This is a genomic window from Pseudomonas sputi, from assembly GCF_021603585.1.
Classification (GTDB): domain Bacteria; phylum Pseudomonadota; class Gammaproteobacteria; order Pseudomonadales; family Pseudomonadaceae; genus Aquipseudomonas; species Aquipseudomonas sputi.
Genome location: NZ_BQHI01000006.1, coordinates 316177 through 338267 on the forward strand (window position 1 = coordinate 316177; position 22091 = coordinate 338267).

Annotated in this window: 18 protein-coding genes; 6 read left to right on the forward strand and 12 right to left on the reverse strand. The window is 62.2% G+C overall.

Going from position 1 to position 22091, the window contains the following annotated elements:
• Positions 1-21: 21 nt before the first annotated feature.
• On the reverse strand, positions 22-702 hold the full coding sequence (locus L6D81_RS11850) for a DUF3313 domain-containing protein (RefSeq protein ID WP_236179576.1): 681 nt from the start codon (positions 700-702) through the stop codon (positions 22-24).
• 17 nt (positions 703-719) lie between these two features.
• Complete coding sequence (locus L6D81_RS11855) at positions 720-1031, reverse strand: hypothetical protein (protein WP_236179578.1); 312 nt, start codon at positions 1029-1031, stop codon at positions 720-722.
• A 149-nt stretch (positions 1032-1180) separates the two neighbouring features.
• Here L6D81_RS11855 and L6D81_RS11860 point away from each other — a divergent pair, with 149 nt between their 5' ends.
• A complete protein-coding gene (locus L6D81_RS11860) occupies positions 1181-1906 on the forward strand; it encodes a response regulator (RefSeq protein ID WP_236179579.1) in 726 nt (241 codons plus the stop codon).
• The gene (locus tag L6D81_RS11865; RefSeq protein ID WP_236179581.1) at positions 1903-3234 is read left to right on the forward strand and encodes an ATP-binding protein; all 1332 of its coding nucleotides are present in this window, start codon (positions 1903-1905) and stop codon (positions 3232-3234) included. Before L6D81_RS11860 ends, L6D81_RS11865 begins: the two co-directional genes overlap by 4 nt.
• Positions 3235-3237: 3 nt before the next feature.
• Here the strand turns inward: L6D81_RS11865 and fdhE are convergent, their stop codons facing one another.
• Genes fdhE through fdnG form a run of 4 tightly spaced genes read right to left on the reverse strand, consistent with a single transcriptional unit; the run spans position 3238 to position 8833 of the window.
• Positions 3238-4164 carry a formate dehydrogenase accessory protein FdhE gene (gene fdhE, locus L6D81_RS11870; protein WP_236179584.1) on the reverse strand — a complete coding sequence of 309 codons (927 nt, stop codon included), beginning with the start codon at positions 4162-4164 and terminating at the stop codon, positions 3238-3240.
• 3 nt (positions 4165-4167) lie between these two features.
• The gene (locus L6D81_RS11875; RefSeq protein WP_236179586.1) at positions 4168-4821 is read right to left on the reverse strand and encodes a formate dehydrogenase subunit gamma; all 654 of its coding nucleotides are present in this window, start codon (positions 4819-4821) and stop codon (positions 4168-4170) included.
• Entirely contained in the window at positions 4818-5753 is a 936-nt protein-coding gene (gene fdxH / locus L6D81_RS11880; protein ID WP_236179588.1) for a formate dehydrogenase subunit beta, read from the reverse strand. The genes L6D81_RS11875 and fdxH overlap by 4 nt, the downstream gene beginning before the upstream one ends.
• A gap of 14 nt (positions 5754-5767) precedes the next feature.
• Positions 5768-8833, reverse strand: a complete 3066-nt coding sequence (gene fdnG, locus L6D81_RS11885; RefSeq protein WP_236179590.1) for a formate dehydrogenase-N subunit alpha — start codon at positions 8831-8833, stop codon at positions 5768-5770.
• A 218-nt stretch (positions 8834-9051) separates the two neighbouring features.
• On the opposite strand from fdnG, the gene L6D81_RS11890 reads away from it, so the two are divergent.
• From L6D81_RS11890 to L6D81_RS11900, 3 genes are all read left to right on the forward strand, one after another.
• Positions 9052-10200 carry a MalY/PatB family protein gene (locus L6D81_RS11890; protein WP_236179592.1) on the forward strand — a complete coding sequence of 383 codons (1149 nt, stop codon included), beginning with the start codon at positions 9052-9054 and terminating at the stop codon, positions 10198-10200.
• A gap of 95 nt (positions 10201-10295) precedes the next feature.
• On the forward strand, positions 10296-11153 hold the full coding sequence (locus L6D81_RS11895; protein WP_236179594.1) for a glucose 1-dehydrogenase: 858 nt from the start codon (positions 10296-10298) through the stop codon (positions 11151-11153).
• Positions 11154-11284: 131 nt separating this feature from the next.
• Positions 11285-12646 (forward strand): cation:proton antiporter, encoded by a 1362-nt coding sequence (locus L6D81_RS11900; protein WP_236179595.1) that lies wholly within the window; start codon positions 11285-11287, stop codon positions 12644-12646.
• Between the two features lie 27 nt (positions 12647-12673).
• Here L6D81_RS11900 and L6D81_RS11905 read toward each other — a convergent pair whose 3' ends face one another.
• The 4 genes from L6D81_RS11905 to L6D81_RS11920 form a co-directional block, all read right to left on the reverse strand.
• The gene (locus tag L6D81_RS11905) at positions 12674-13210 is read right to left on the reverse strand and encodes a hypothetical protein (RefSeq protein WP_236179596.1); all 537 of its coding nucleotides are present in this window, start codon (positions 13208-13210) and stop codon (positions 12674-12676) included.
• A 79-nt stretch (positions 13211-13289) separates the two neighbouring features.
• The gene (locus tag L6D81_RS11910) at positions 13290-15209 is read right to left on the reverse strand and encodes a hybrid sensor histidine kinase/response regulator (protein ID WP_236179602.1); all 1920 of its coding nucleotides are present in this window, start codon (positions 15207-15209) and stop codon (positions 13290-13292) included.
• A 10-nt stretch (positions 15210-15219) separates the two neighbouring features.
• Positions 15220-17538, reverse strand: coding sequence for an ATP-dependent DNA helicase (locus tag L6D81_RS11915; RefSeq protein WP_236179604.1), 2319 nt, complete (start codon positions 17536-17538; stop codon positions 15220-15222).
• On the reverse strand, positions 17535-19187 hold the full coding sequence (locus tag L6D81_RS11920; RefSeq protein WP_236179606.1) for a VRR-NUC domain-containing protein: 1653 nt from the start codon (positions 19185-19187) through the stop codon (positions 17535-17537). Before L6D81_RS11920 ends, L6D81_RS11915 begins: the two co-directional genes overlap by 4 nt.
• Positions 19188-19384: 197 nt before the next feature.
• Between L6D81_RS11920 and L6D81_RS11925 the strand changes: the two genes are divergently transcribed.
• A complete protein-coding gene (locus L6D81_RS11925; RefSeq protein ID WP_039768348.1) occupies positions 19385-19609 on the forward strand; it encodes a YgdI/YgdR family lipoprotein in 225 nt (74 codons plus the stop codon).
• A 58-nt stretch (positions 19610-19667) separates the two neighbouring features.
• Here L6D81_RS11925 and L6D81_RS11930 read toward each other — a convergent pair whose 3' ends face one another.
• Complete coding sequence (locus L6D81_RS11930) at positions 19668-20042, reverse strand: hypothetical protein (RefSeq protein ID WP_236179608.1); 375 nt, start codon at positions 20040-20042, stop codon at positions 19668-19670.
• A 159-nt stretch (positions 20043-20201) separates the two neighbouring features.
• Positions 20202-22055, reverse strand: coding sequence for a polyurethane esterase (locus L6D81_RS11935; RefSeq protein WP_236179610.1), 1854 nt, complete (start codon positions 22053-22055; stop codon positions 20202-20204).
• Positions 22056-22091 lie beyond the last annotated feature (36 nt).

Below are 22091 nucleotides of genomic sequence, written 5' to 3' on the forward strand. Positions count from 1 at the left end.
TGATGTTAGACCACCCTGCCTCTAGCGCAGCGCGGCTCGCTGAACCGGCACATAGGTTTGACTCAAGTCCGTGGCCCAGCCATCGAGGACGGCTTTCACGTTATCGGGCGTCATGACCTGTTTGTCGTTCTCCAGCGGCACGCCCTTGCCCTTGCGCACCACCTCGGCCACGACCTCCCCGGTCGAACCGTCTTCGAAGGACACTTCCGTGGCGATCTCACTGTCCCGGTCACGAATGCCGGTGGCGCTGCTCACCCCGGCCGCGACCAGCGTCACCGGCAGCCATTCATAAAAACGCAGGCCCTGAGTGCTGGCGGCGACCTGGGTGATGGCCGGTTTGACGATCAGCGTGTCCGGGCCGGGTTTCGACGCCAGCGGCAGCACTTTGCCCAGCTCCAGCCTGAGGGCTGCGTCGTAATAGTGGGTCACGCCCGACAAGGTGCTTTGGGGAATGCGCTGCGAAGGCTCGGGCCGTGGGTAGAACTGGCTCGGCGCCAGGTAAACCTGGGTGTAACGGCCCCTCGCCAATGCCGGGCTGACCCAGCTCAGGATCGTCTGCCCCGAAGCGGTCTGCCCTTGCTTGAGCACGCTGTAATCCCTTAGAAACCCGGCCTGCGGCTCGGCCGGAAGCTTCTTGCTGCTGCACGCCGACAGGCTGAGGGTGGCGGCAAACAGCACAGCCAGTGAGCGATGGTTACTCATCGATGGTACTTCCTTGTTCAGGCGTGGACGTGGCTGTGCGGGGTGTTGTCGGAGCACTCGATGCGCAACTGGCCGTGGGTCATGATCCATTGAATGAATTCGGCGGTAGAAATCGTATGGAGGTATTCGACCCAATGGGCCTCGGTCGGGCTGAATCGTTCGAAATAGCGGCGCAGGATCAACTGACTCTGATCGTTGGCCAGCCCCAGGCACGTCTCCTGGAACAGAATCGGTGTGTCCGGGCCCGGCGCGGTGGTGCGCTGGGTCAGGATCAACGGGCGCACGGCGCCATGGTCCCGGGTGATGTAGCCGCTGTTCATGTCCTTCATGTTGAGCCCCCTTGGTTGGAAGGCGTGCAGAGTGCCTGCGGATGTTTGCCCGACGATGTCCGGCTGATGTCCGCGCTGAAGAAATGTTGCAGGATTGAAATATATGACCGGCGCATCGAAATGGTTTTAGATGCGCTTCTTTTGGGTTCATGGATTGCGCAAACGTGAGCAGATTGCTGATCGTCGATGACGACGGGGAAATTCTGTCCTTGCTGAAGAAGTTCTTCGTTCAGCACGGCTATCAGGTCGATGTCGCCGCCCATGGCGAGGCCATGTGGGCGGCCATTGCGCAGGCGCGGCCGGACACGATCATCCTCGACCTGATGCTCCCCGGCGAAGGTGGCCTGAGCCTGTGCCAGAAGGTTCGGGCGCAGATGGGCATTCCGATCATCATGCTCACGGCCATGGCCGAGCTGAGCGACCGCATTGTCGGCCTGGAACTGGGCGCCGACGACTACCTCACCAAACCCTTCGCCCCGCAGGAATTGCTGGCCCGGGTGCGCGCCCTGCAACGTCGGGTCGGTGAGAACGCTCCGTTCGGCGTCGAGCCTTCACGGCCGGTCATGGCCTTCGCCGGTTGGCATCTGGATATCACCTGCCGCGAACTGCGCTCACCCGAAGGCGTGATGATTCCAATGTCCGCCGGCGAATTCGACCTGCTGCTGGTGTTGCTCGAACACCCGCAACGCATCCTGACCCGCGAGCAACTGATCGACCTGACCCACGGCCAGGGCCACGACGCCTATGACCGCAGCATCGATGTGCAGATCAGCCGGCTGCGGCGCAAGATCGAACCGGACAGCAAGCGCCCGGACCTGATCCGAACCGTGCGCAACGGCGGCTACATGTTCACTGCCAAGGTCAGCCGCTCATGATCGGCCGGATGCTGCGGCGCGACACTCTCAGTCGGCGGATTGCACTGACGATCGTCGCGGCCATGCTCGCTTCGCTGCTGCTCAACGCGCTGTTCGTTCAGGTCGCTGGAATCTGGGCCCGACCGCCGATCGAGCGCACCGGGCTGTTGGAACAAATCGCCGCCACCACGCGAGTGATCGAGGCGGCGCCGGCGGCCTTGCGTCCGCAATTGGCCAGCGCCGCCAGCAGCCCGATGCTCGACGTGTTGTGGAAACCCCGTTGGGTCGACTTCGGTCTGCCGGGGGGCGGCGAACAGGTCGAGGCTGGAAAAGTGCCGGCGCTGCGGCAATTGCTTGGCGATGACCGACAGATCGACGTCTTCAACCCCGATGACTGGCCCGCCGGCAGCCCTCGGGCGCACTACGTGGCGCTGGTACGGCTGGGCGATGACAGCTGGTTGTCGTTCACGCCGCCGGAGCGCAGTTGGGGATTGAGCCTGAACGTGCGAATCGCCGTGATCGTTGCCTTGGGCCTGGTCGCCACGCTGTTGGTCGCCTGGCTGGCCACACGCCAACTGGCCCAGCCGTTGCAGCGCTTTGCCCATGCGGCCCGGCGCTTCGGTGGGGATCTGAAAGCACCACCGATCCACCTTGAAGGCCCGCACGAAATCCGTCAGGCCATCGTCGCCTTCAACACGATGCAGGCGCAGATCCAGCACTTCATCGGCGAGCGCACCCACATGCTGGCCGCCATCTCCCATGATTTGCGCGCACCGCTGACCCGGATGCGCCTGCGCAGCGAATTCATGGAGGACCTCGACCATCAGGGCAAACTGATCCGCGACATCGAGGAAATGCAATCGATGATCAACGCTGCCCTGGCGTTCTTCCGGGAAGACACCCACCTGGAACAATCCACTGCGTTCGATCTGTCGGAGTTACTGCAAACCATCGTCGATGACTACCGCGATCAGCACATCGACATCGGTTTCACCGGTCCGGCACATGTGGTGTACAACGGCCGGCCGTTGGGCATCAAACGGGTCATCGTCAATTTGCTGGATAACGCGGTGAAATACGGACAACGCCCAAGCGTGGCGCTGAGCAGCGATGATGCATCGATCCGCATCGAGGTGATAGACGAGGGGCCGGGAATTCCCGAGGATGCGCTGGAGCGGGTGTTCGATCCGTTTTTCCGTCTCGAGACCTCGCGCAACCGCGACACCGGCGGTGTCGGGCTTGGTCTCTCGGCGGCCCGGGGAATCATTCGTGAACAGGGTGGAGAGCTGAGTCTGCACAATCGCCGCAGCGGCGGCTTACGCGCCCGGGTTGAACTGCCCCATCGCTGAGGGCTATTCGTCGCCGGGCGCCAGCAACAGATTCGGCGCCAGCCGCTGATAGCCGTCCTGAGCCAGGCGCATGTCGAGCAGCAGGCTGCCCAGATCCGCCGACAGCGCCTCGCCCTCTCCATCGTTTTCCAGATACAGCAACTTCAGGTAGCTGTTGCAGCCCGGACAGACTTCGGCGCGCAACGGCGCCTGATTGGCGGCGTGGCGGTCATCCTCCAGGCTCAGGTATTCCAGCCCTTTGCTCTGCTCGCAATACACGCACTTGACCCGCACCACATGCCATTCGCAGGCGCACAGCGAACACACCAGATAGCGCAGGCCGTTGTGCTTGCCGCGATGGCGGATCACTCCGGCCATGGCCGGCGAGCCACAGGCCGGGCACTGGCTGAGGCTGTCGCCGGGCGTCAGTTGCAGGTTGGGTGTGCTGAGCAGCCAGTGACTCCACGCCGCTTGCAGCCCCGCCCCGAGAAACGGCACCAGCGCCGCCGGCACCAGCGAATACTGGCCGCTGACCAATGCCACGGCCCAGGCGCGTCGCTGGCCGGGGCTAGCGATGCGCAGCGTGGTCACGGCCTCGATCACGGCGGGTTGCTCGGGTGCGACATAGCGCTGGAGCAAGGCCTCGAGATAGAGCTGCCAGATGTCTTCGCGAATCAAAGTGTCGGCGGCGAACGGTGGCATGCCGTGCTGCCGGCAGACTTCCAGTCTCTGTTCATCACGCGGCGCGGTCGAGGGCGGATCGTCGAGGATTTGCTGCTGAGCGCGGCACAACCCGGCGATCAAGTGCAGGTAATCGGCCAGCGGATGCCCGTCGGCCAAACGCTCCAGGCGCTGGGCCCGCAACATGAACAGGTTATGCGGCGGCAAATGCAGAAACGGCGGCGAACTGGCCGCCGCTTCGATTTCTCCGGGTTCAAGGATGGTTGGCAACTGTCAGCCCTTTTTCGTGACCGGTCGCTCCGGCGGATCTTTGCTCTCCACCTCGCGATACCAGAGTGCATGGTGTTTCCTGGCCCAGGCGCGACTGACCCAGCCGTGCATCATCGCGTCCACCGAACCCTTGATCCAGATTCCGGCGTAGATGTGAACGATGATGCTCAGGATCAGCACAAACCCCGCCAGCGCGTGCAGCAACATCGCCCAGCGGATGGTGGTGATGCCGAAGTAGTGACTGAAATACGCGCGCCAGATCACCAGCCCGGTGAACAGCAAGCCGAGCATGCACAGCAGTAAAGTCCAGAACAGCAGCTTTTGCCCGGCGTTGTACTTGCCCACCGCCGGCACGGTCTCTTCATCGTTGACCAGCACCCGGTCGATGCGCCGCAGCCACTTCCAGTCGTTGTCGATAAAGAAGTTCGAGCGCCAGAAGCGAAACACCAGGCCGAAGAAGAACACGAACATCAGCACACCCATGAACGGGTGCAGGATCCGCGTCCATGGCCCGCCGCCGAACAGATTTGTCAGCCAGAACATCGACGGATGAAACAGCGCCAGCCCCGACAGCCCGGCCATGAAGAACAGAATCGCCACCAGCCAGTGATTGGTGCGCTGGTTGGCGGTGTAGCGCAGGATCGTCTTGTTGCTCATGGCCGGCCCTCCCCGCGTGGGTCGAAGGTGTGCACCGCCGGATCGACGACGTGCACCGAGGTGTCGGGCGGATCGGGATGTTCATCGTCCTCGACCCGGTTCGGGCCGACCCGCACGTAATGGAAGAACCCGGCCAGCACCGCCGCCCCCATGGCCAGCAGGCCCAAGGGTTTGCTGATGCCTTTCCACAAGCCCACCAGCGGACTGATCTGGGGGTTGTCCGGCAAACCGGCGTAGATTTTCGGGGTGTCGGCGTGGTGCAGCACGTACATGACGTGAGTGCCGCCGACGCCTTCAGGATCATAGAGACCGGCGTTGTCGAAGCCTCGGCTTCTCAGGTCGACGATGCGCTCGGCAGCATGGGTCTTCATGTCGTCCTTGGTGCCGAACACGATGGCGCCGGTCGGGCAGGTTTTTACGCAGGCCGGTTCCAGCCCCACCGCCACCCGGTCCGAACACAAAGTGCATTTGTAGGCCTTGTGATCCTTCTGCGAAATGCGCGGGATGTTGAACGGGCAACCGGTGATGCAATAACCGCAGCCGATGCAGTGGTCCTGATCGAAATCGACGATGCCGTTGGCGTGCTTGATGATCGCGCCGGGGCTGGGGCACGCCGCCAGGCAACCGGGCTCGGCGCAATGCATGCAGCCGTCCTTGCGGATCAGCCATTCGAGGTTGCCGGCGTCGGTTTCGTGCTCGGTGAAGCGCATCAGCGTCCATGAATCGGCGCTCAGGTCCTGTGGATTGTCGTAGGTGCCGTGGTTGTGGCCGACCTCGTCGCGCAACTCGTTCCATTCCGAGCACGCGACCTGACAGGCCTTGCAGCCGATGCATTTGGTGGTGTCGATCAGCTTGGCCACCTGCTCCTGATCGCGTATCGAAGGCGCCGGGGTGGTGGTGGCCGAGCGGGCAATGATGTCTTGGCTGGCCATCTAAAGATTCTCCATCAGAGCTTCTCCACGTTGACCAGGAACGACTTGGATTCCGGGGTCTGTGTATTGCCATCGCCGAGGAACGGCACCAGGGTGTTGGTCAGGTAACCGTGGCGCGTCAGGCCGGTGAAGCCCCAGTGCAGCGGAATGCCGATCTGGTGCACCACCTGGTTGTTGACCTGCAGCGGCCGGATCCTTTTGGTCACCACCGCCACCGCTTCAATGAACCCGCGCTTGCAGCTGACCCGCACCCGGTCGCCGGCAACGATGCCCTTCTCTTTCGCCAGCACTTCGCCGATTTCCACGAATTGCTCGGGTTGGGCAATCGCGTTCAACTTGCAGTGCTTGCTCCAGAAATGGAAATGCTCGGTCAACCGGTAACTGGTGGCGGCGTACGGGTAATCCTTGGCCACGCCGAGGCTGTCCCACACCGAATCGAAGATCCGCGCCGCCGGGTTGTTGGTGGCTTTTTTGTTTTCGGGGTGCAGCGGGTTGATGCCGATCGGCGTTTCGAACGGCTCGTAGTGCTCGGGGAATGGCCCTTCGTTCATCTTGTCGACGGCGAAGAACCGCGCCACGCCTTCGGGGTTCATGATGAACGGGTTCATCCCGGCTTCCGGCGGCACGTCGGCCTTGTAGTCCGGCACGTCGGTGCCGCCCCAGGCCTTGCCGTTCCACCAGACCAGGCGTTTTTTCGGATCCCAGGGTTTGCCTGCGACGTCCGCCGAGGCCCGGTTGTAGAGAATCCGCCGGTTGGCCGGCCAGGCCCATGCCCAGCCCTGATGCTGATGCATGCCATAAGGGTCGTTGTTGTCGCGACGGGCCATCTGGTTGCCGGCTTCGGTCCAGCTGCCGCAGAAGATCCAGCAACCGGACGCGGTGCTGCCGTCATCCCTGAGCTGGGCGAACCCGGCCAGTTGCGAATTGCCCTTGATCGCCGCCCCCGTAGCATCGGTGAAATCAGTGGTGGCGTAGCCGTTGATCTCTTTGGCGATCTCTTCCGGCGAGGGTTCTTCGGCGATCTTGTACGGCCACGACAGTTTCAGCAGCGGATCGGCGAACTTGCCGCCCTCGGCCTGATAACGCTCACGCAGGCGCAGGAACAGCGCACTCATGATCTGCACGTCGGTGCGCGCCTCGCCGGGGCCGTCGGCGCCTTTCCAGTGCCATTGCAGCCAGCGGCTGCTGTTGACCAGCGAGCCTTCCTCTTCGGCAAAGCAGGTGGTCGGCAGCCGAATCACTTCGGTCTGGATGTCGGCGCTCTTCACATCGTTGAACGGCCCGACGTGTTCCCAGAATTGCGAGGTCTCGGTGGCCAGCGGGTCCATCACCACCAGCCATTTCAGTTTGGCCAGCGCCGCCATCACCCGGTTCTTGTCCGGCAATGCGGCAATCGGGTTGAAGCCCTGGCACATGTAGCCGTTGACCTTGCCCTGCCCCATCAGATCGAACACCTTGAGGATGTCGTAGTTGGGGATGTCGAGTTTCGGCAGGTAGTGATAGGCCCACTGGTTCTCGGCGGTGGCATTGGCGCCGTACCAGGCTTTCATCAGGCTGACGTGGAACTTGCTGTAGTTCTGCCAGTAGGACAGTTGCCCCGGCCGCAACGGGACTTGCGTGCGTTTCTTGATGTAGGCGTTGTAGTCCTGCTCCATGTCGGTGGGCAGGCTCAGGTAACCCGGCAGCGCGTTGGACAGTAGACCGAGGTCGGTCAGGCCCTGAATGTTGGAGTGCCCGCGCAAGGCGTTGACCCCGCCGCCGGGCATGCCGACGTTGCCCAGCAACAATTGCACCATCGCCGCGCTGCGGATGATCTGCGAGCCGATCGAGTGTTGGGTCCAGCCCAGCGCATAGAGAATGGTCATGGTCTTGCCCGGCACCGAGCAAGTGGCGATTTCCTCCCAGATTTTCTTCATGGCATCGACCGGCATGCCGCAGATCTGGCTCGCCAGGTCGATGTTGTAGCGGCTGTAATGCTGCTTCATCAGTTGATAGACGCAGCGCGGATCCTGCAGGGTCGGGTCGACTTTGACGAAGCCGTCGTCACCCAGCTCGTAACCCCAGGTGGATTTATCGGTGTAGCTGCGCTTGGCCGCGTCGTAACCGGTGAACAGTCCGTCCTCGAAGCCGAATCCGGCTCTGACGATGAACGACACGTCGGTGTAGTTGCGCACGTATTCGTGCTGGATCTTGTCCTCGGTCAGCAGGTAATTGATCAGCCCGCCCATGAACGCGATGTCGCTGCCGGTGCGAATCGGCGCGTAGTAATCGGCCACGGACGCGGTCCGGGTAAACCTCGGATCGACCACGATCAGCCGCGCGGCGTTGTGCGCCTTGGCTTCGGTCACCCATTTGAAGCCGCAAGGATGCGCTTCTGCTGTATTGCCGCCCATCACCAGGATCAGATTCGCATTGGCGATATCGGTCCAGGTGTTGGTCATGGCTCCACGGCCGTACGTCGGGGCAAGACTTGCCACCGTCGGGCCGTGTCAGACACGCGCCTGGTTATCGAACCCCAGCATGCCGAGACTGCGAATCACCTTGTGGGTGATGTAGCCCGCTTCGTTGGACGCCGCCGACGCCGCGAGGAATCCGGTGGTCAGCCAGCGATTCACCGTTTGGCCCTGGGCGTTCTGCTCGACGAAATTGGCGTCGCGGTCGGCCTTCATCAGGTCGGCGACGCGGTCGAGGGCTTCATCCCAGGTGATCCGGGTCCATTCGCTGCTGCCGGGCTTGCGCACCTGCGGGTACTGCAGGCGGCCGGGGCTGTGAATGAAGTCCAGCAGGCCCGCGCCTTTCGGGCACAGGGTGCCGCGGTTGACCGGGTGGTCGGCGTCGCCTTCGATGTGGATGATGTTTTGCGCAACGTTCTTCGCCGCATCGCCCTGGCTGTACATGATCAAGCCGCAACCGACCGAGCAATACGGGCAGGTGTTGCGGGTTTCATGGGTGTGGGCAAGCTTGAAGTGGCGCACCTGCTCGGCGAAGGCCAGCGTCGGGGCCATGCCCAACGCGCCCAGGCTAGAGCCTGCAAGGCCGATACCGGCGACCTTGAAGAACTGACGACGGCTGAGATCCATCGTGCACTCCTGATCAGGTGGAACCCGGTACTGGTGCCGGGTTTGTTCTGGACAATCACGGTTGCGGCACATCAGTGCCGACTTTTTCACTGTAGACAAAGCCTCTGCGACCTGTGTGAAAACCGACCGTCGGCCATCCTTGGGTCACAAGTTCGCACCCGCAGAAGATGGGGCTTATCATGGCGGCCACGACCCCTCTCCGCTCTTAGAGACCGCGCATGACTTTCGATTTTGATCAGGTATTCGACCGCCACGACACCGGCAGCACCAAGTGGAGCCGCTACCCGGCCGACGTGTTGCCGATGTGGGTCGCTGACATGGATTTCGCCGCGCCGCCGGTGGTCATCGAGGCGCTGCAACAACGTCTGCTGCACCCACTGGTCGGCTACAGCGTGGCCCAGGACAACCTGCGCGAGGCCATCGTCGCCGACCTCTGGAACAAATTCGCCTGGCGGGTCAAACCCCAGGAACTGATCTTCCTGCCGGGCGTGGAGTCGGGCTTCAACATGGCGCTCAAGGCGCTGGTGCAACCGCAGCAGAACGTCGTGGTGCAAACCCCGAATTACCCGCCGCTGCGCCACGCACCGGGCCATTGGGGTCTGAACAAGGTTGAACTGGAGTTCAACGCCCAGGCCGACGGCACCTACACCACTGCGCTGGACGCCTTGCGTGAATCGCTCAAAGGTGGTGGCGCCCTGCTCCTGAGCAACCCGCACAACCCGATCGGCAAAGTCTTCGACCGTGAAGAACTGCAAGCGGTGGCAGACATCTGCGTGGCCCAGGACGCCTGGATCATCTCCGACGAGATCCACGCCGAGCTGTGCTACGACGGCCGCGTGCACATTCCGACCGCATCCCTGAGCCCGGAAATATCCCGCCGCACCATCACCCTGATGTCGGCGAGCAAGGCCTACAACATCGCCGGTCTGAAGACTTCGTTCATGATCATTCAGGACGCTGCCCTGCGCGAGCGGGTCAACCACGCCCGCTGCGGCATGGTCGACAGCGTCAACCCGCTGGGCATGGAAGCCACCCGCGTGGCCTACAGCGAAGCCGGCCCTTGGCTTGAGGCACTGAAACAGTACCTGCAAGCCAACCGTGACTGGCTGGTGGAAGCGGTGCGCAACCGCTTGCCCGGCGTGACCCTCAATGTGCCGCAAGGCACGTATCTGGCCTGGCTCGATTGCTCGGCGCTGGATCTGGACGACCCGCAGAAGTTCTTCCTGGACCGCGCCCGGGTCGGCCTCAGCCCGGGCCTGGACTTTGGCGACCACAGCCAGCCATTCGTGCGCCTGAACTTTGGTTGCCCGCGGTCGATGCTGGAAGAAGGCATTGCCCGGATGGAGCGAGCCCTCAAGTCCCGGTAATCGAGTCAGGGCAAACCCAAGCGTCAATCCGATCGAACTCAGCTCGAGCGGGCCGGGTCAACCGGCCTACCTGCCATGAGACCCGGAGATTGACGATGACCGATTACCCAAAACCCCCGTTCCCGAAACAGGCGCAAGCAGTTCCCGGCTCCCAGCGCAACATGGAGCCGTACCCCGATTGCGGCGAACAGAGCTACACCGGCTCCGGTCGGTTGGCCGGCAAGATTGCCTTGATCACCGGTGCCGACAGTGGCATCGGTCGGGCGGTCGCGATCGCCTTCGCCCGCGAAGGTGCCGATGTAGCGGTCGCCTACCTCAACGAACACGAAGACGCCCAAGAGACTGCGCGCTGGGTCGAACAGGCCGGCCGCCAGTGCCTGTTGCTGCCCGGCGACATCGCACAGAAAGCCCAGTGCCAGGCGTTGGTCGACAAAACCGTCGAGCGCTTTGGCCGCATCGATGTGCTGGTCAACAACGCAGCTTTCCAGATGACCCACGAAACCTTCGAGGAAATTCCCGATGACGAATGGGTGATGACCTTCGACGTCAACATCACCGCGATCTTCCGCCTGTGCCAGGCCGCCATCAAACACATGGGCCCCGGTGCCTCGATCATCAACACCAGTTCGATCAATTCGGACATGCCCAAGCCCTCCCTGCTCGCCTATGCGACCACCAAAGGCGCCATCGCCAATTTCACCGGTGGGCTGGCGCAGATGCTCGGCCCAAGGGAGATCCGCGTGAATTGCGTGGCGCCGGGGCCCATCTGGACGCCGCTGATCGTCTCGACCATGCCGGACGAGGAAGTGCAGAACTTCGGCGAGCAAACGCCACTCGGCCGTCCCGGCCAGCCGGTGGAGGTCGCGCCGATCTACGTGCTGCTGGCATCGGATGAAGCCAGCTACATCACCGGCCAGCGCTATGGCGTGACCGGCGGCAAACCGATGCTCTGAACCGCTTGCCAGAAAAAGTGAACCGCTGGACAGGGCGACCTCTCCATACCTTTATGGCCCACTCGGGTTGCAAGAAATCAGGAGGTCGTCATGTCGGGGCGGCATCGAACTGACCTCACGGGTCGTGCGGCATGAACTTCATCATCTGGGTGGCGGTACTCGGTGCCGTGCTGCTGACCCTGGCGCTGACGTCGTCGTACCTGCGCTGGATGCCGGTCACAACATCGGCTGTCTGTCTGCTGCTGGGCGTCGGCATCGGGCCGGCGGGCCTCGATCTGCTGAAACTGCCGCTGGACGAAGCCTCCTTGTGGATGGAGCACCTGACTGAAGTCGCGGTGCTGTTTTCCCTGTTCGTCTGCGGTTTGAAGTTGCGGTTGCCGTTGCGCGATAAACGCTGGCGGATTGCATTTGGCCTGGCGGGCCCGGTGATGGTGCTGACGATCATTGGCGTCTGCCTGTTGCTGCATTTTGGCCTGAACCTGGATTGGGGCCCTTCGCTGTTGATCGGAGCGATTCTGGCGCCTACAGACCCGGTGCTCGCGGCGCTGGTGCAGGTTAACGATGCGCGGGACGTCGACAGCGTGCGGTTCGGCCTGTCCGGCGAGGCCGGGCTCAATGACGGGATCGCCTTTGCGTTCGTGATCCTCGGTCTGTTGTTGCTGCGCGGTGAAGGGCTTGCCGCCGAATGGCCCGAGTGGGTACTGCGCAGCGTGCTCTGGGCAGTTCCCGCCGGGTTGCTCTGCGGGTACTGGATGGGCCGCGGCATCGGCCGCCTGACCCTGTCACTGCGCATCCACAACGATGACAGCACCCTCAGCCCCAACGACTATCTGGCCCTGGCGTTGATTGCGCTGGCCTATGTCGTGGCTGAATCCATGGGTGGCTACGGCTTTCTGTCGGTATTCGCCGCCGGCCTCGGCTTGCGTCAGGAAGAAGTCAATTCTACCGGCGCCCACCAACCGCCCGCCGAGCACATGGTGCAACCGGTTGTCGGTCATCAGAACGTCGAGCCGCAGCAGGCGGTGCACGGCGATACCGAGCGGCTGGAAGACAGCCAGGTGGCGGCTGGCATCATGATGGGCGACATGCTCGCGTTCGGCGGTCTGGTGGAACGGGCGATGGAAGTGTTTCTGGTCACGCTGCTGGGTGTGGTGCTGGTCAGTCACTGGGATTGGCGCGCGCTGCTGGTCGGCGGGGTCTTGTTCTGTGTCATTCGCCCGGCCTGCGTGGCGTTGATGCCATGGGGCTCACTGCTTGCACGACGCCAGCGACTGCTCATCGGCTGGTTCGGTATTCGCGGCATCGGCAGTCTGTTCTACCTCTTCTATGCGCTGAACCACGGGCTGACCGACAACGTGGCCACGCTGTGCACCGATCTGACCCTTTCGGTGGTGGCACTGAGTATTCTGCTGCACGGTATCAGCACCCAGCCGATTCTCGCCCGCTACGCGCGGCGTAAAAAACCGGGCGAACCCGAACAGGATCACCCCTGACGGGTGGGTTTGAGCGCGGTGGTGCTTTCAGCTTCCCGGGTTGGTCACTTGAATGTAGAACGCATAGCTGCCGAGCAACATCCAGAACGTGGCAAAGATCCACGGCGTACGAATGGAAAACAGCAGTGACTTGCGGTAGCCCTTGTGGCTCGATTCCATTTCGCTGAACAGCGGCGATTCGTCATAAGCCAGCCCCATCAGCGGTTCGCTGCGCAGCAGTTCACTCTGCTTGAAGTGCCAATGATCGATGATGTCGTAGGCGGCACGGATTCCCGGCCAGGCGTTGAGCGAACTGAGCAGCCCGAGCAGCGCCAGAAACGGTGGCACCACCAGGGTGAACAATTTGCCCCACTCGGGGTTGAGGTTGGCCATGCAGGACGCAAACGCAATCACCAGAAACGATTGCGCGGCCAGGTAGGCGTCGGTGCGGTTGGCCAGAATGCTGGTTTCGTACTGGATTTCCCGTCGGTAGAAATCCAGTCGTTCCTTGGGTGAGCCGAACATTTTGGCATCGTGTTCAGTCAAGGCTTCTTCGGCGGTCGGTTGGGTCAGTATGCGTGGCACGGGAAACGCTCCGGAAACAAAGCGTTTGGAGGCGTCCGGAATCGGACAAGTTCAGCTGGATCCCGTCCTCCCCCCCGGTTCACTTCATCGACTGGGCGATGATCTCCATCAGATTCAGCTGATTGAACGGTTTCGACAATCGCGGCAACCCTGCGGCAAAGCCTTCGAGGCGTTCGGCATAGCCGGTGGCGAGGATGATCGGCAGATCCGGCTTGAGCAGACGCACGGCGTGAGCCAGTTGCGCACCACTCATTTTCGGCATGGCCATGTCGGTGATCATCAGGTCGATGACCTCGCCCTGACCAAACATCTCCAACGCCTGGGCGCCGGAGTTTGCACTGACGACCCGATGGCCAAGGTCTTCCAGCAGCAGGACCGTGCTGGTGCGCACCAGACTGTCGTCATCCACCACCAGCACGCTGAGGCGCGGCACGGTATCGGAGGACACCATTGGGCCAACCGGGTTGGGGGCAACGCCGTCGATGGCGACGGGCAACCACAGTTCCGCGGTGGTGCCCTGCCCCTGGGTACTGTTCAGAATGAATCGACCGCCCAGTTGTTCGATGAACCCGTGCACCATCGACAACCCAAGGCCAGTGCCCTTGCCCAGACCTTTGGTCGTGAAAAACGGATCCCTCGCCGACGCCAGAGTGGCAGCGTCCATGCCTTCCCCGGTATCGGTCACCCGCAGGCAGACATAGCGCCCGGGCGCCAGGCTTGAATCGTGCTGTTCGAGCACGACTTCGGGTTCGGCACTGAGGGTGACGCTGCCGCCCCCGGGCATGGCGTCACGGGCGTTGGTGGCGAGGTTAAGCACCGCCAGCTCAAGCTGATTGCTGTCGGCCAGCACCGCTTGCAGGTCTTCGGGAAACTGCGTTTCGATGCGGATGGCCGGCCCCAGCGAGCTGCGCAACAACCCGGTGATGCCCTGCACCAGTTTCGGGATTTCTATCGGTTCGGTCTTGAGCTCCTGACGCCGGGCGAAGGCCAGCATGCGCTGGGTCAGTGATACGCCGCGCAAGGCGCCCTGGGTGGCGTTCTCCAGCAGACGGCTGACCTTCGGGTCGTCGCCTACGCGTTTGCGCACGATTTCCAGGTTACCGAGGATCACCGTCAGCAGATTGTTGAAGTCGTGGGCGATGCCACCGCTGAGTTGGCCGATGGCCTGCATTTTCTGCGCCTGGAACAGCGCTTCACGGGTTTTTTCCAGTGCCTGTTGTGCCTCGGTGGCCTCGGTGACGTCGCGGGTAATCTTGGCAAACCCGAGCAAAGTGCCGGTCTCGCCACGGATCGCATCGACCACTACATGCGCCAGAAATCGCGTGCCGTCCTTGCGCAGACGCCAGCTCTTGCTCTCGAAGCGGCCCTCACGCACTGCGGTCTCCAGGGCCCGCTGAGGCTCACCGGCTTCACGGTCTTCGGGGGTGTAGAACATCGAGAAGTGCTGGCCGATGACCTCATCCGGCCTGTACCCCTTGATTCGCTGCGCGCCGGGGTTCCAGTTGGTCACCCGGCCTTCGGGGCTGAGCATGTAGATCGCATAGTCGGTGACGCCCTGCACCAGCAGGCGAAACTGCTGTTCGCTCTGTTTGAGGGTTTCTTCGGCCATCTTGCGGTCGGTCAGGTCGCGGGTGATCTTGGCGAACCCGAGCAGTTGCCCGCTCGGGCTGAAAATCGGATCGATCACCACGTGGCACCAGAAATGCGTGCCGTCCTTGCGTACCCGCCAGCCCTCACCCTCGAACCGGCCTTCGCGGATCGCCGTTTCGAGTGCCCGTTGCGGCAAGCCGTTTGCACGGTCCTCATCGGTGTAGAACCGGGAAAAGTGCTCGCCGAGGATTTCGGCTTCTTCGTATCCCTTGAAGCGTTTGGCACCGGAGTTCCAGCTGGTGATGATGCCATCGGGGTCAATCATGTAGATCGCGTAATCGACCACCGCATCGATCAGCAAACGAAAGCGCATGTCTTCGATTGCAGCGGACTTCTTGTTCTCGCTCATCAGGCTTGGCTCAAAGCAAATTCTCAATGACAGGAGTATGCGTCAAACCGGAGCAATGGACAGCGGCTTCTGTGTGGTCGAGTTGCCACCAGCGCGGCAGCAACTGCCGGATACGACTTTCGGCAAAGCGATCATCGATCAGCATCACCACGCCGCGATCCTGCTGGGTACGGATCACCCGACCGGCGGCCTGCACCACTTTCTGCACGCCGGGGAACAGGTAGGTGTAGTCGTAGCCGGCCCCGAAGATCGCGGCCATGCGCCGCTTCATCTGTTCATTGACCGGGTTGAGCTGGGCCAGCCCGAGGGTGGCGATGAACGCGCCGATCAGCCGCGCGCCGGGCAGATCGATGCCTTCGCCGAACGCGCCGCCGAGCACCGCGAAGCCGACGCCCTGGCTGTCGGCGGTGAATTGATCGAGAAAATCCTGCCGCGCCCCTTCGGCCATGCCTCGGGATTGTTGCCACCGAGTGATGTGCGGGTGTCGCTCGGCCAGCAACTGCGCGACCTGTTGCAGGTAATCGAAGCTGCTGAAGAACGCCAGATAGTTGCCCGGACGTTCGCTGAACTGGCGGGCGATCAGCTCGACAATCGGTTCCAGCGATGCCTGACGGTGCGCGAAACGCGTGGAAATCCGGCTGACGATCTGCACCTGCAATTGCTCGGCGCTGAACGGCGACTCGACATCGATCCAGACTGTGTCGGCCGGGGTGCCGAGCAAGTCGGCGTAATAGTGGCGCGGGCTGAGGGTGGCGGAAAACAGCACGCTGCTGCGCGCCGAACTCAGGCGCGGGCCGATGAACGCCGCTGGCACCACGTTGCGCAGGCACAGTTGCGATAGCGGGCGCTTGCGTTGGAGGTCACGTTTGCTGATGTCGAACAGGTAATGCGCGTCGAACAGTTCCGCGACCCGGCCGAATTGCAGCATCTCGAAATAGAAGTTCTGCAGTGCGCTGTCGAGCCCTTGCGGGTGATCGTTGAGGTAGTCGCCGATGCTCGCCGTGCAGGATGAGAGCGCCTGCAGCAGTTTTTCCGGTGCCTTGTCGTAGGCCTGATACGGCGCCGACTGGTCGTTGTGCAGCGCGTTCCATTCTCGGTTGACCCGCTGCAACGACTTCTTCAGGGCCTCGGGCGCGGTTTTGCGCACGTTGGCCAATGTCGCCTGATCGAGGGTGGCGCTGTACATCTGCCGCCCGCGTTCGACCAGGTTGTGCGACTCGTCCACCAGCACCGCAACGTTCCATTGATTGAACTGGGCCAGACCGAACAGCAGCGCGCTGAAATCGAAGTAATAGTTGTAGTCCGCCACCACCACATCGGCCCAGCGGGCCATTTCCTGGCTCAGGTAATACGGACATAGCCCGTGCTGCGCCGCGACGCTTCGCAGCGCGGCCTGATCCAGCAGGCGCAATTGGCTGGCAGCCTTACGGGCAGCGGGCAAACGGTCGTAAAAGCCCTCGGCCAAAGGGCAGGACTCGCCGTGACAGGCCTTGTCCGGGTGTTCGCAGGCCTTGTCCCGGGCGACCATTTCCAGCACCCGCAGGGGTAAGGTTTCGCTGTGATCGAACAGCACTTGCGCCGCATCCAGCGCCAGTTTGCGTCCGGGTGTCTTGGCGGTGAGGAAGTACACCTTGTCCAATTGCTGCGGCGCCAGGGCCTTGAGCATCGGAAACAGAGTACCGAGGGTCTTGCCGATGCCGGTGGGAGCCTGGGCCATCAGGCAGCGGCCGGTGCTGACAGCCTTGAACACCGATTCGGCGAGGTGACGCTGGCCGGGGCGAAACGCGGCATGGGGAAAACTCAGCTGCTGCGCCGCGCGGTTGCGCGCTTCGCGATGGGCCATTTCCTGTTCGGCCCACGCGAGGAACAGACCGCACTGCTGTTCGAAGAACTGCCGCAACGTATCGGCGCTGAACACCTCGACCAGGCAGGTTTCCTTTTCCGTGACGATGTCGAAATACACCAGCGCCAGGTTGATCTGCTCAAGCTGCAATCGACAGCACATCAACCAGCCGTAGATTTTCGCCTGGGCCCAATGCAGGGAACGGTGATTGGCCGGTTGCTTGCTCAGGTCGCCGCGGTAGGTTTTGACTTCTTCCAGGCAGTTCTGCGTCGGGTCGTAGCCGTCCGCCCTGCCCTTGACCCTCAACGGCCCGAATGTGCCCTCCAGCGCCACTTCGCTCTGGTAGGCGTCGTTGCGCCGGGACGCCACCGTGCGATGCCCGGCGATGCCCTCCAGCGCGGTCGGCGACGGCGTGAAGCGCAAGTCGAGGTCACCGGTTTTTGCGGTGAATTCGCACAGCGCCCGCACCGCGATGCTGTAGCTCAAGCGCCTTGCTCCGCCCATTGCACGTAACACACGGCGACCGGCATCCGATGCGTGTTGCAGAACTCCAGCCAGCGCAGCTGATTGTCCTGCAGGCGATCGCCCGGGCCTTTGACTTCGATCATCCGGTAGGTCTTGTGCTGCGGCCAGAACTGGATCAGGTCCGGCATGCCGGCGCGATTGGCCTTGATGTCCAGCAGCAGACGGCTGAACCAGTGTTTGAGGTGTTCGGCCGGCAGACAGGCCAAGGCCTGCTCCAGCAGTTCTTCATTGAGCGCACCCCAGAACACGAACGGCGATTGCACCCCCCACTTCGTCGCGAACCGCACGCGGATGGTGTCGGCATAACGGCCGTCGTCGAGTTCGGCCAGACAAGCCTGGAACAGCTCGGCGCGTCGGAGCTGGAAGTCTTCATTGAGCAAATCCACCGGGCCACGCTGGAACGGGTGAAAGAACGCGCCCGGCAATGGCGCGAAGATCGCCGGCCAGCACAGCAGGCCGAACAGTGAATTGATCAGGCTGTTTTCCACGTAATGCACCGGACCCGTTGCTTCGTGCAGGTGCGCCTGAACGTGATACTCCACCGACAACGCCGGATCGAGACGCGGCAGGTGCAGATCCAGCCGTTCCACCATGCCCGGCGCCGTGCGCTTGATCGGTGGCCCGCCGAGCTTGCGCCGCAAACGCGGCACCAGCCGTTGCAGGCCCTGTTGTTCGGTGGCGGTTTCCGGCGCCTGCTCGGCGATGACCGCCAGTTCCAGTGCCAGTGCGTATTCGGCGCTGCGTTCCAGCACACGGATCATCCGCAATCGCGCGCCAGGGTAGGCGCAATCGCGATAGATCTTCAACGCCAGGGCAAATTCGCCGAGGCGCTCGCAGTATTGGCCGATCTGGAACAACAGTTTGCCGCGCCGGCGTTGCAGCCAAGGGTTGTCGAAATGCAGCGCCGCGACCTGTTCGACGATCGGCTCCAGTGGTTCGCCCGCTTCGAAATACAGCTGGCAGTTGTGCAGAAACAGGCACGCATCGACGTCGGCACGGCTGCGCAAGCCACGGGAATCGGCGCTGAATTCGACTTTTTCGTAGGTAAAGATGCCAAGGTCGGCGAGCACGAACTCTGACCAGTCCTGATAGAGGTTGCCAAAGAACATCAGACGAAAGCGATCGCACAGGTCCATCAGCGTCAGGCTGAACAGCCGATCCGCCAGCGTTGGACACCACTGCTGAAAACTGCGGGGCTCGGGAAATTGTTCCTGCAACAGCGCTAGCCAGTCGGTTTTCTTGCCTCGGGGCTGGTGGATGGCCGGGCCGAAGACCTGCAGAAGCTCCGCCTTCAGCAAAATCTCGAACAGCTCCGCCATCGACAACGGTGCCTGTTCATCGAGCCAGCCATGCTCCAGCAGCGGTTGCGCCGCTTCGGCGATGTCGCCGATTTCCGTGTAATTCAGCTTGCCGGCCCGGAAATGCACGCCCTTGCGCATCACCATACGCACCAGCAAACCCTGGGACGGACGCGGCAGTGCCTTGAAGTCGCGAATGAAGGCATGTTCCGTTTCGCTCATGACATCGGCATAACGAAGCTCAAGCCAATCAAGCACCTGGCGGAAGTTGTTGAGGTAATAGAACGGGTCGTCGAGGGGATTGGCAGTCACGGTAGATTCGGGGCCATGGCAAGCGAGTACTGGTTATGCGTACAGATACCAGCCTGCCCCGGCGGGCGCAAACGGAAAAGGATCAGTGGCACCGTGAACGCAGTTTTTTTCACGTGTCCATCGAACTTTTTCGGGTGTCATGGCACCAACCGCGTTAGAGGACCGACAATGGTCGAAATGAATGAGGAAGCCGTCCTATGAAAATCAAAACCCTGGGTATCCCGCTGGCAGTCGCTGCGCTGTTGACGCTGGCCGGTTGCTCGACGCCAACGGTGGTCACCCTGCAGAACGGCACCCAGTACCTGACCGAAGACATGCCCGATACCAAAACCGAGGATGGCTTCTACGAGTTCAAGGATATTTCCGGCGCCAAGGTGCGTGTACGTGCCGACGAAGTGGCAACCGTGCGCAAAGAAGACTGACGGATAAAACATCAAAAAAGGCTGCGACCCTGTGGGATCGCAGCCTTTTTTGCATTCATCAGCGGGGTAACGCCATGCCCGGGAGGGAGCCGTCGCAACTGAAGGGACGCTCGCCGCGGCGAACCAGTTCTTCCTGCAAGCGCTGGCAGCGCTGACGCTCCTGTTGCGCCATGCGGTCGATACTCAGGTTGCCGGTCATCTCCGGCTCATGGTCTTCGCCGATGCGGAGGGTCACGAACGGTTGTTCAGGCTGGATATGAAAACGGCTTTTTTCTTCGACGGGCTTGGCGTCTTCGCTTTTGGCCGGTTCCGGCAGTTGATCGGGTGTCACGCCATAGCGACTCAGAATCGAGCTGTGAGGCAGATCGGCCCAGGCATTGGCCGACAGCAGCACAAGCCCCGCAACACCGATATACCCCTTGAAACCTTTCACGTGTGAATCTCCTGTACTCGTTGGCAGCCCTTGAATGACGAACGTTGCCGTCATGGCTTTAGGCCGCATTTCCTGTTGGTGCAGGGATTGGAGTCAGGGAATGGCTGGTGAGTCACTTTCGCGGTGGGGAGGGAGCACGCTCCCTCCCCATCCTTGCGGTCAGGCGATCACAATCCCGTCGGCACTCAGGCTGTTCAACGCAACCCCGACCAGCGTCACCGAATCAGCGCCGAATTTCAGCACCGTGTCCTGCCCTACCGTCGAGGCATGGGCGCGGAAGTCCTCGCCCGGCAACACCCCCTGCACGCCGAGAAACACCAGTTTGTCGTTGGCGGTGTAACCCACCACGCGATCCTGGCCGAACCCGCCGCTGAACAGGAAGGTATCCGCCCCACCGCCCGACTCCAGCAGATCATTGCCGGCGCCACCGACGAACACGTCGTTGCCCGCCCCGCCAATCAGATGGTCGTTGCCGTCCAGTCCGAACAGCCAGTCACCGCTGGCCTTGGCCTTGAGGGTGTCGGCGGCGCCGGTGCCCTTTACGCTCGATTCGTACTGGGTGACGTTGTTGCCGACCTTCAGGCCGTCCGCCGTGACGCTGTGGGTCACGTCATCCTTGAACAGGCCCCAGAGAAAGCCCGGCTCCTTGGTGACGATGCTGCCGATGTCGCGGGTGATGCTGATCCCGCCGTTGGCATCGCGGATGTACAGGTTGCCGGCGCCGTCGTTGGCGAAATCGAAGGTATTGACCGACTTCTGCAACTCCAGGGTGTTGTTGCCCGAACCGCCGAGCACAATGTTGTAGCCCCCGCCATCGCGGAACGTATCGTTGCCGGCGCGGCCCTCCAGATAATCGTTGCCGCTGCCGCCCTGGATCAAATCATTGCCGTCGCTGCCGATGATGAAGGTGCTGCCCTTGTGGGTTTCGGCGTTGCGGTTCAGGTCCTGCACCCAGGTGTTGGCCCGCGCCGGATCCGACAGGTTGGCGACGATGATCGTCGAGTCCTTGCTGGTCAGGTCGTAGAATTTCGACTCGATCACCCGGTTCATGCCGTCGCCATAGGCGGTCGGCAAGTGCGAGATCCAGGTCGGAATGTTGACGATCGAGAACGGCAGCACGTTCCACGCCGCCGAGGCGTAGTGGTCGTTGAAGCTGACGATGTTGTCGGTCGCTGATTCCTTGGGCGCGTCGTGCACGCCGAGCGAGGCACCGGTGAAGGTCGAGCCGTCGAGGGCGCGGAACACCGGGTCGTTTTCGTAGCCGACGTTGAGCACCTTGTCGGTGCTGCTCTGGGTCGGCGAGGCGTAGGCAATGTAGTTGGAATCCTGGAAAAACCCGCCCCATTTGCTGGTGCTCAAGTCCGCCATGCTGTTGACCGCCAGCCCGCCGAGGCTGTGGCCGCTGATCAGCACGTCCTTGCCGGTCAGGCCGTTGGCCTTGGCGAACGCCACCACATCGTTCATCAGGTTGCCGAAGGCTTCACCGACGTAGTTCTTCGCGTAATCATTGGGCCCGAACGCGGCGAGCAAGTCGTTGATCACGTCGCCGATGGAGTCGCCAATCAGGATTTCCCGCGGGCCGCTGGTGCCACGAAAGGCGATGCCGATCTCCGTGAGATGGCCCTGAGCGTCGTATTTGCCGAGGATTTCCACCTGGGCGCTGGTGTAGCCGGCCTTTTCGCCGAAGAAGGTGCCGCGGGCGTCGGTCTTGCCCTCGTACCCCAGTTGCGAGGCCGTGATCGGGGTCCATCCGGCTTTTTTCACCGCGTCGAGCGCGGCTTTTTCCGAATCGGGGTTCCACGGGATGCCGGGGATCACCCCCTGGGAATCCGTGCCGCCGATCAGCGCGGTCACCAGCGTGGCCGGCAAGCCAAGGCCGAAGCCGTTGTGCTGATAACCGACGGCAAAGCCGTTATCGAGGTTGTGGTAGGAATACAGCGTAATGGCCATGGCGTCGCTGAACAGCGCCTTGGAATCCGCCGTACCGAAATTCTTGTAGTCATACACACCCATTGCTGTTGCCTCTCTCTTTGTTGGAATTGTTCAGAG

Bases quoted from the DNA above. Each gene is read 5' to 3' on its own strand.
- L6D81_RS11900 (WP_236179595.1), top strand. From the start codon at position 11,285: ATGAACTTCATCATCTGGGTGGCGGTACTCGGTGCCGTGCTGCTGACC.
- L6D81_RS11935 (WP_236179610.1), bottom strand. From the start codon at position 22,055: ATGGGTGTGTATGACTACAAGAATTTCGGTACGGCGGATTCCAAGGCG.
- L6D81_RS11860 (WP_236179579.1), top strand. From the start codon at position 1,181: ATGGATTGCGCAAACGTGAGCAGATTGCTGATCGTCGATGACGACGGG.
- L6D81_RS11850 (WP_236179576.1), bottom strand. From the start codon at position 702: ATGAGTAACCATCGCTCACTGGCTGTGCTGTTTGCCGCCACCCTCAGC.
- L6D81_RS11910 (WP_236179602.1), bottom strand. From the start codon at position 15,209: ATGAGCGAGAACAAGAAGTCCGCTGCAATCGAAGACATGCGCTTTCGT.
- fdxH (WP_236179588.1), bottom strand. From the start codon at position 5,753: ATGGCCAGCCAAGACATCATTGCCCGCTCGGCCACCACCACCCCGGCG.
- L6D81_RS11925 (WP_039768348.1), top strand. From the start codon at position 19,385: ATGAAAATCAAAACCCTGGGTATCCCGCTGGCAGTCGCTGCGCTGTTG.
- L6D81_RS11855 (WP_236179578.1), bottom strand. From the start codon at position 1,031: ATGAAGGACATGAACAGCGGCTACATCACCCGGGACCATGGCGCCGTG.
- L6D81_RS11875 (WP_236179586.1), bottom strand. From the start codon at position 4,821: ATGAGCAACAAGACGATCCTGCGCTACACCGCCAACCAGCGCACCAAT.
- L6D81_RS11865 (WP_236179581.1), top strand. From the start codon at position 1,903: ATGATCGGCCGGATGCTGCGGCGCGACACTCTCAGTCGGCGGATTGCA.
- L6D81_RS11895 (WP_236179594.1), top strand. From the start codon at position 10,296: ATGACCGATTACCCAAAACCCCCGTTCCCGAAACAGGCGCAAGCAGTT.
- L6D81_RS11890 (WP_236179592.1), top strand. From the start codon at position 9,052: ATGACTTTCGATTTTGATCAGGTATTCGACCGCCACGACACCGGCAGC.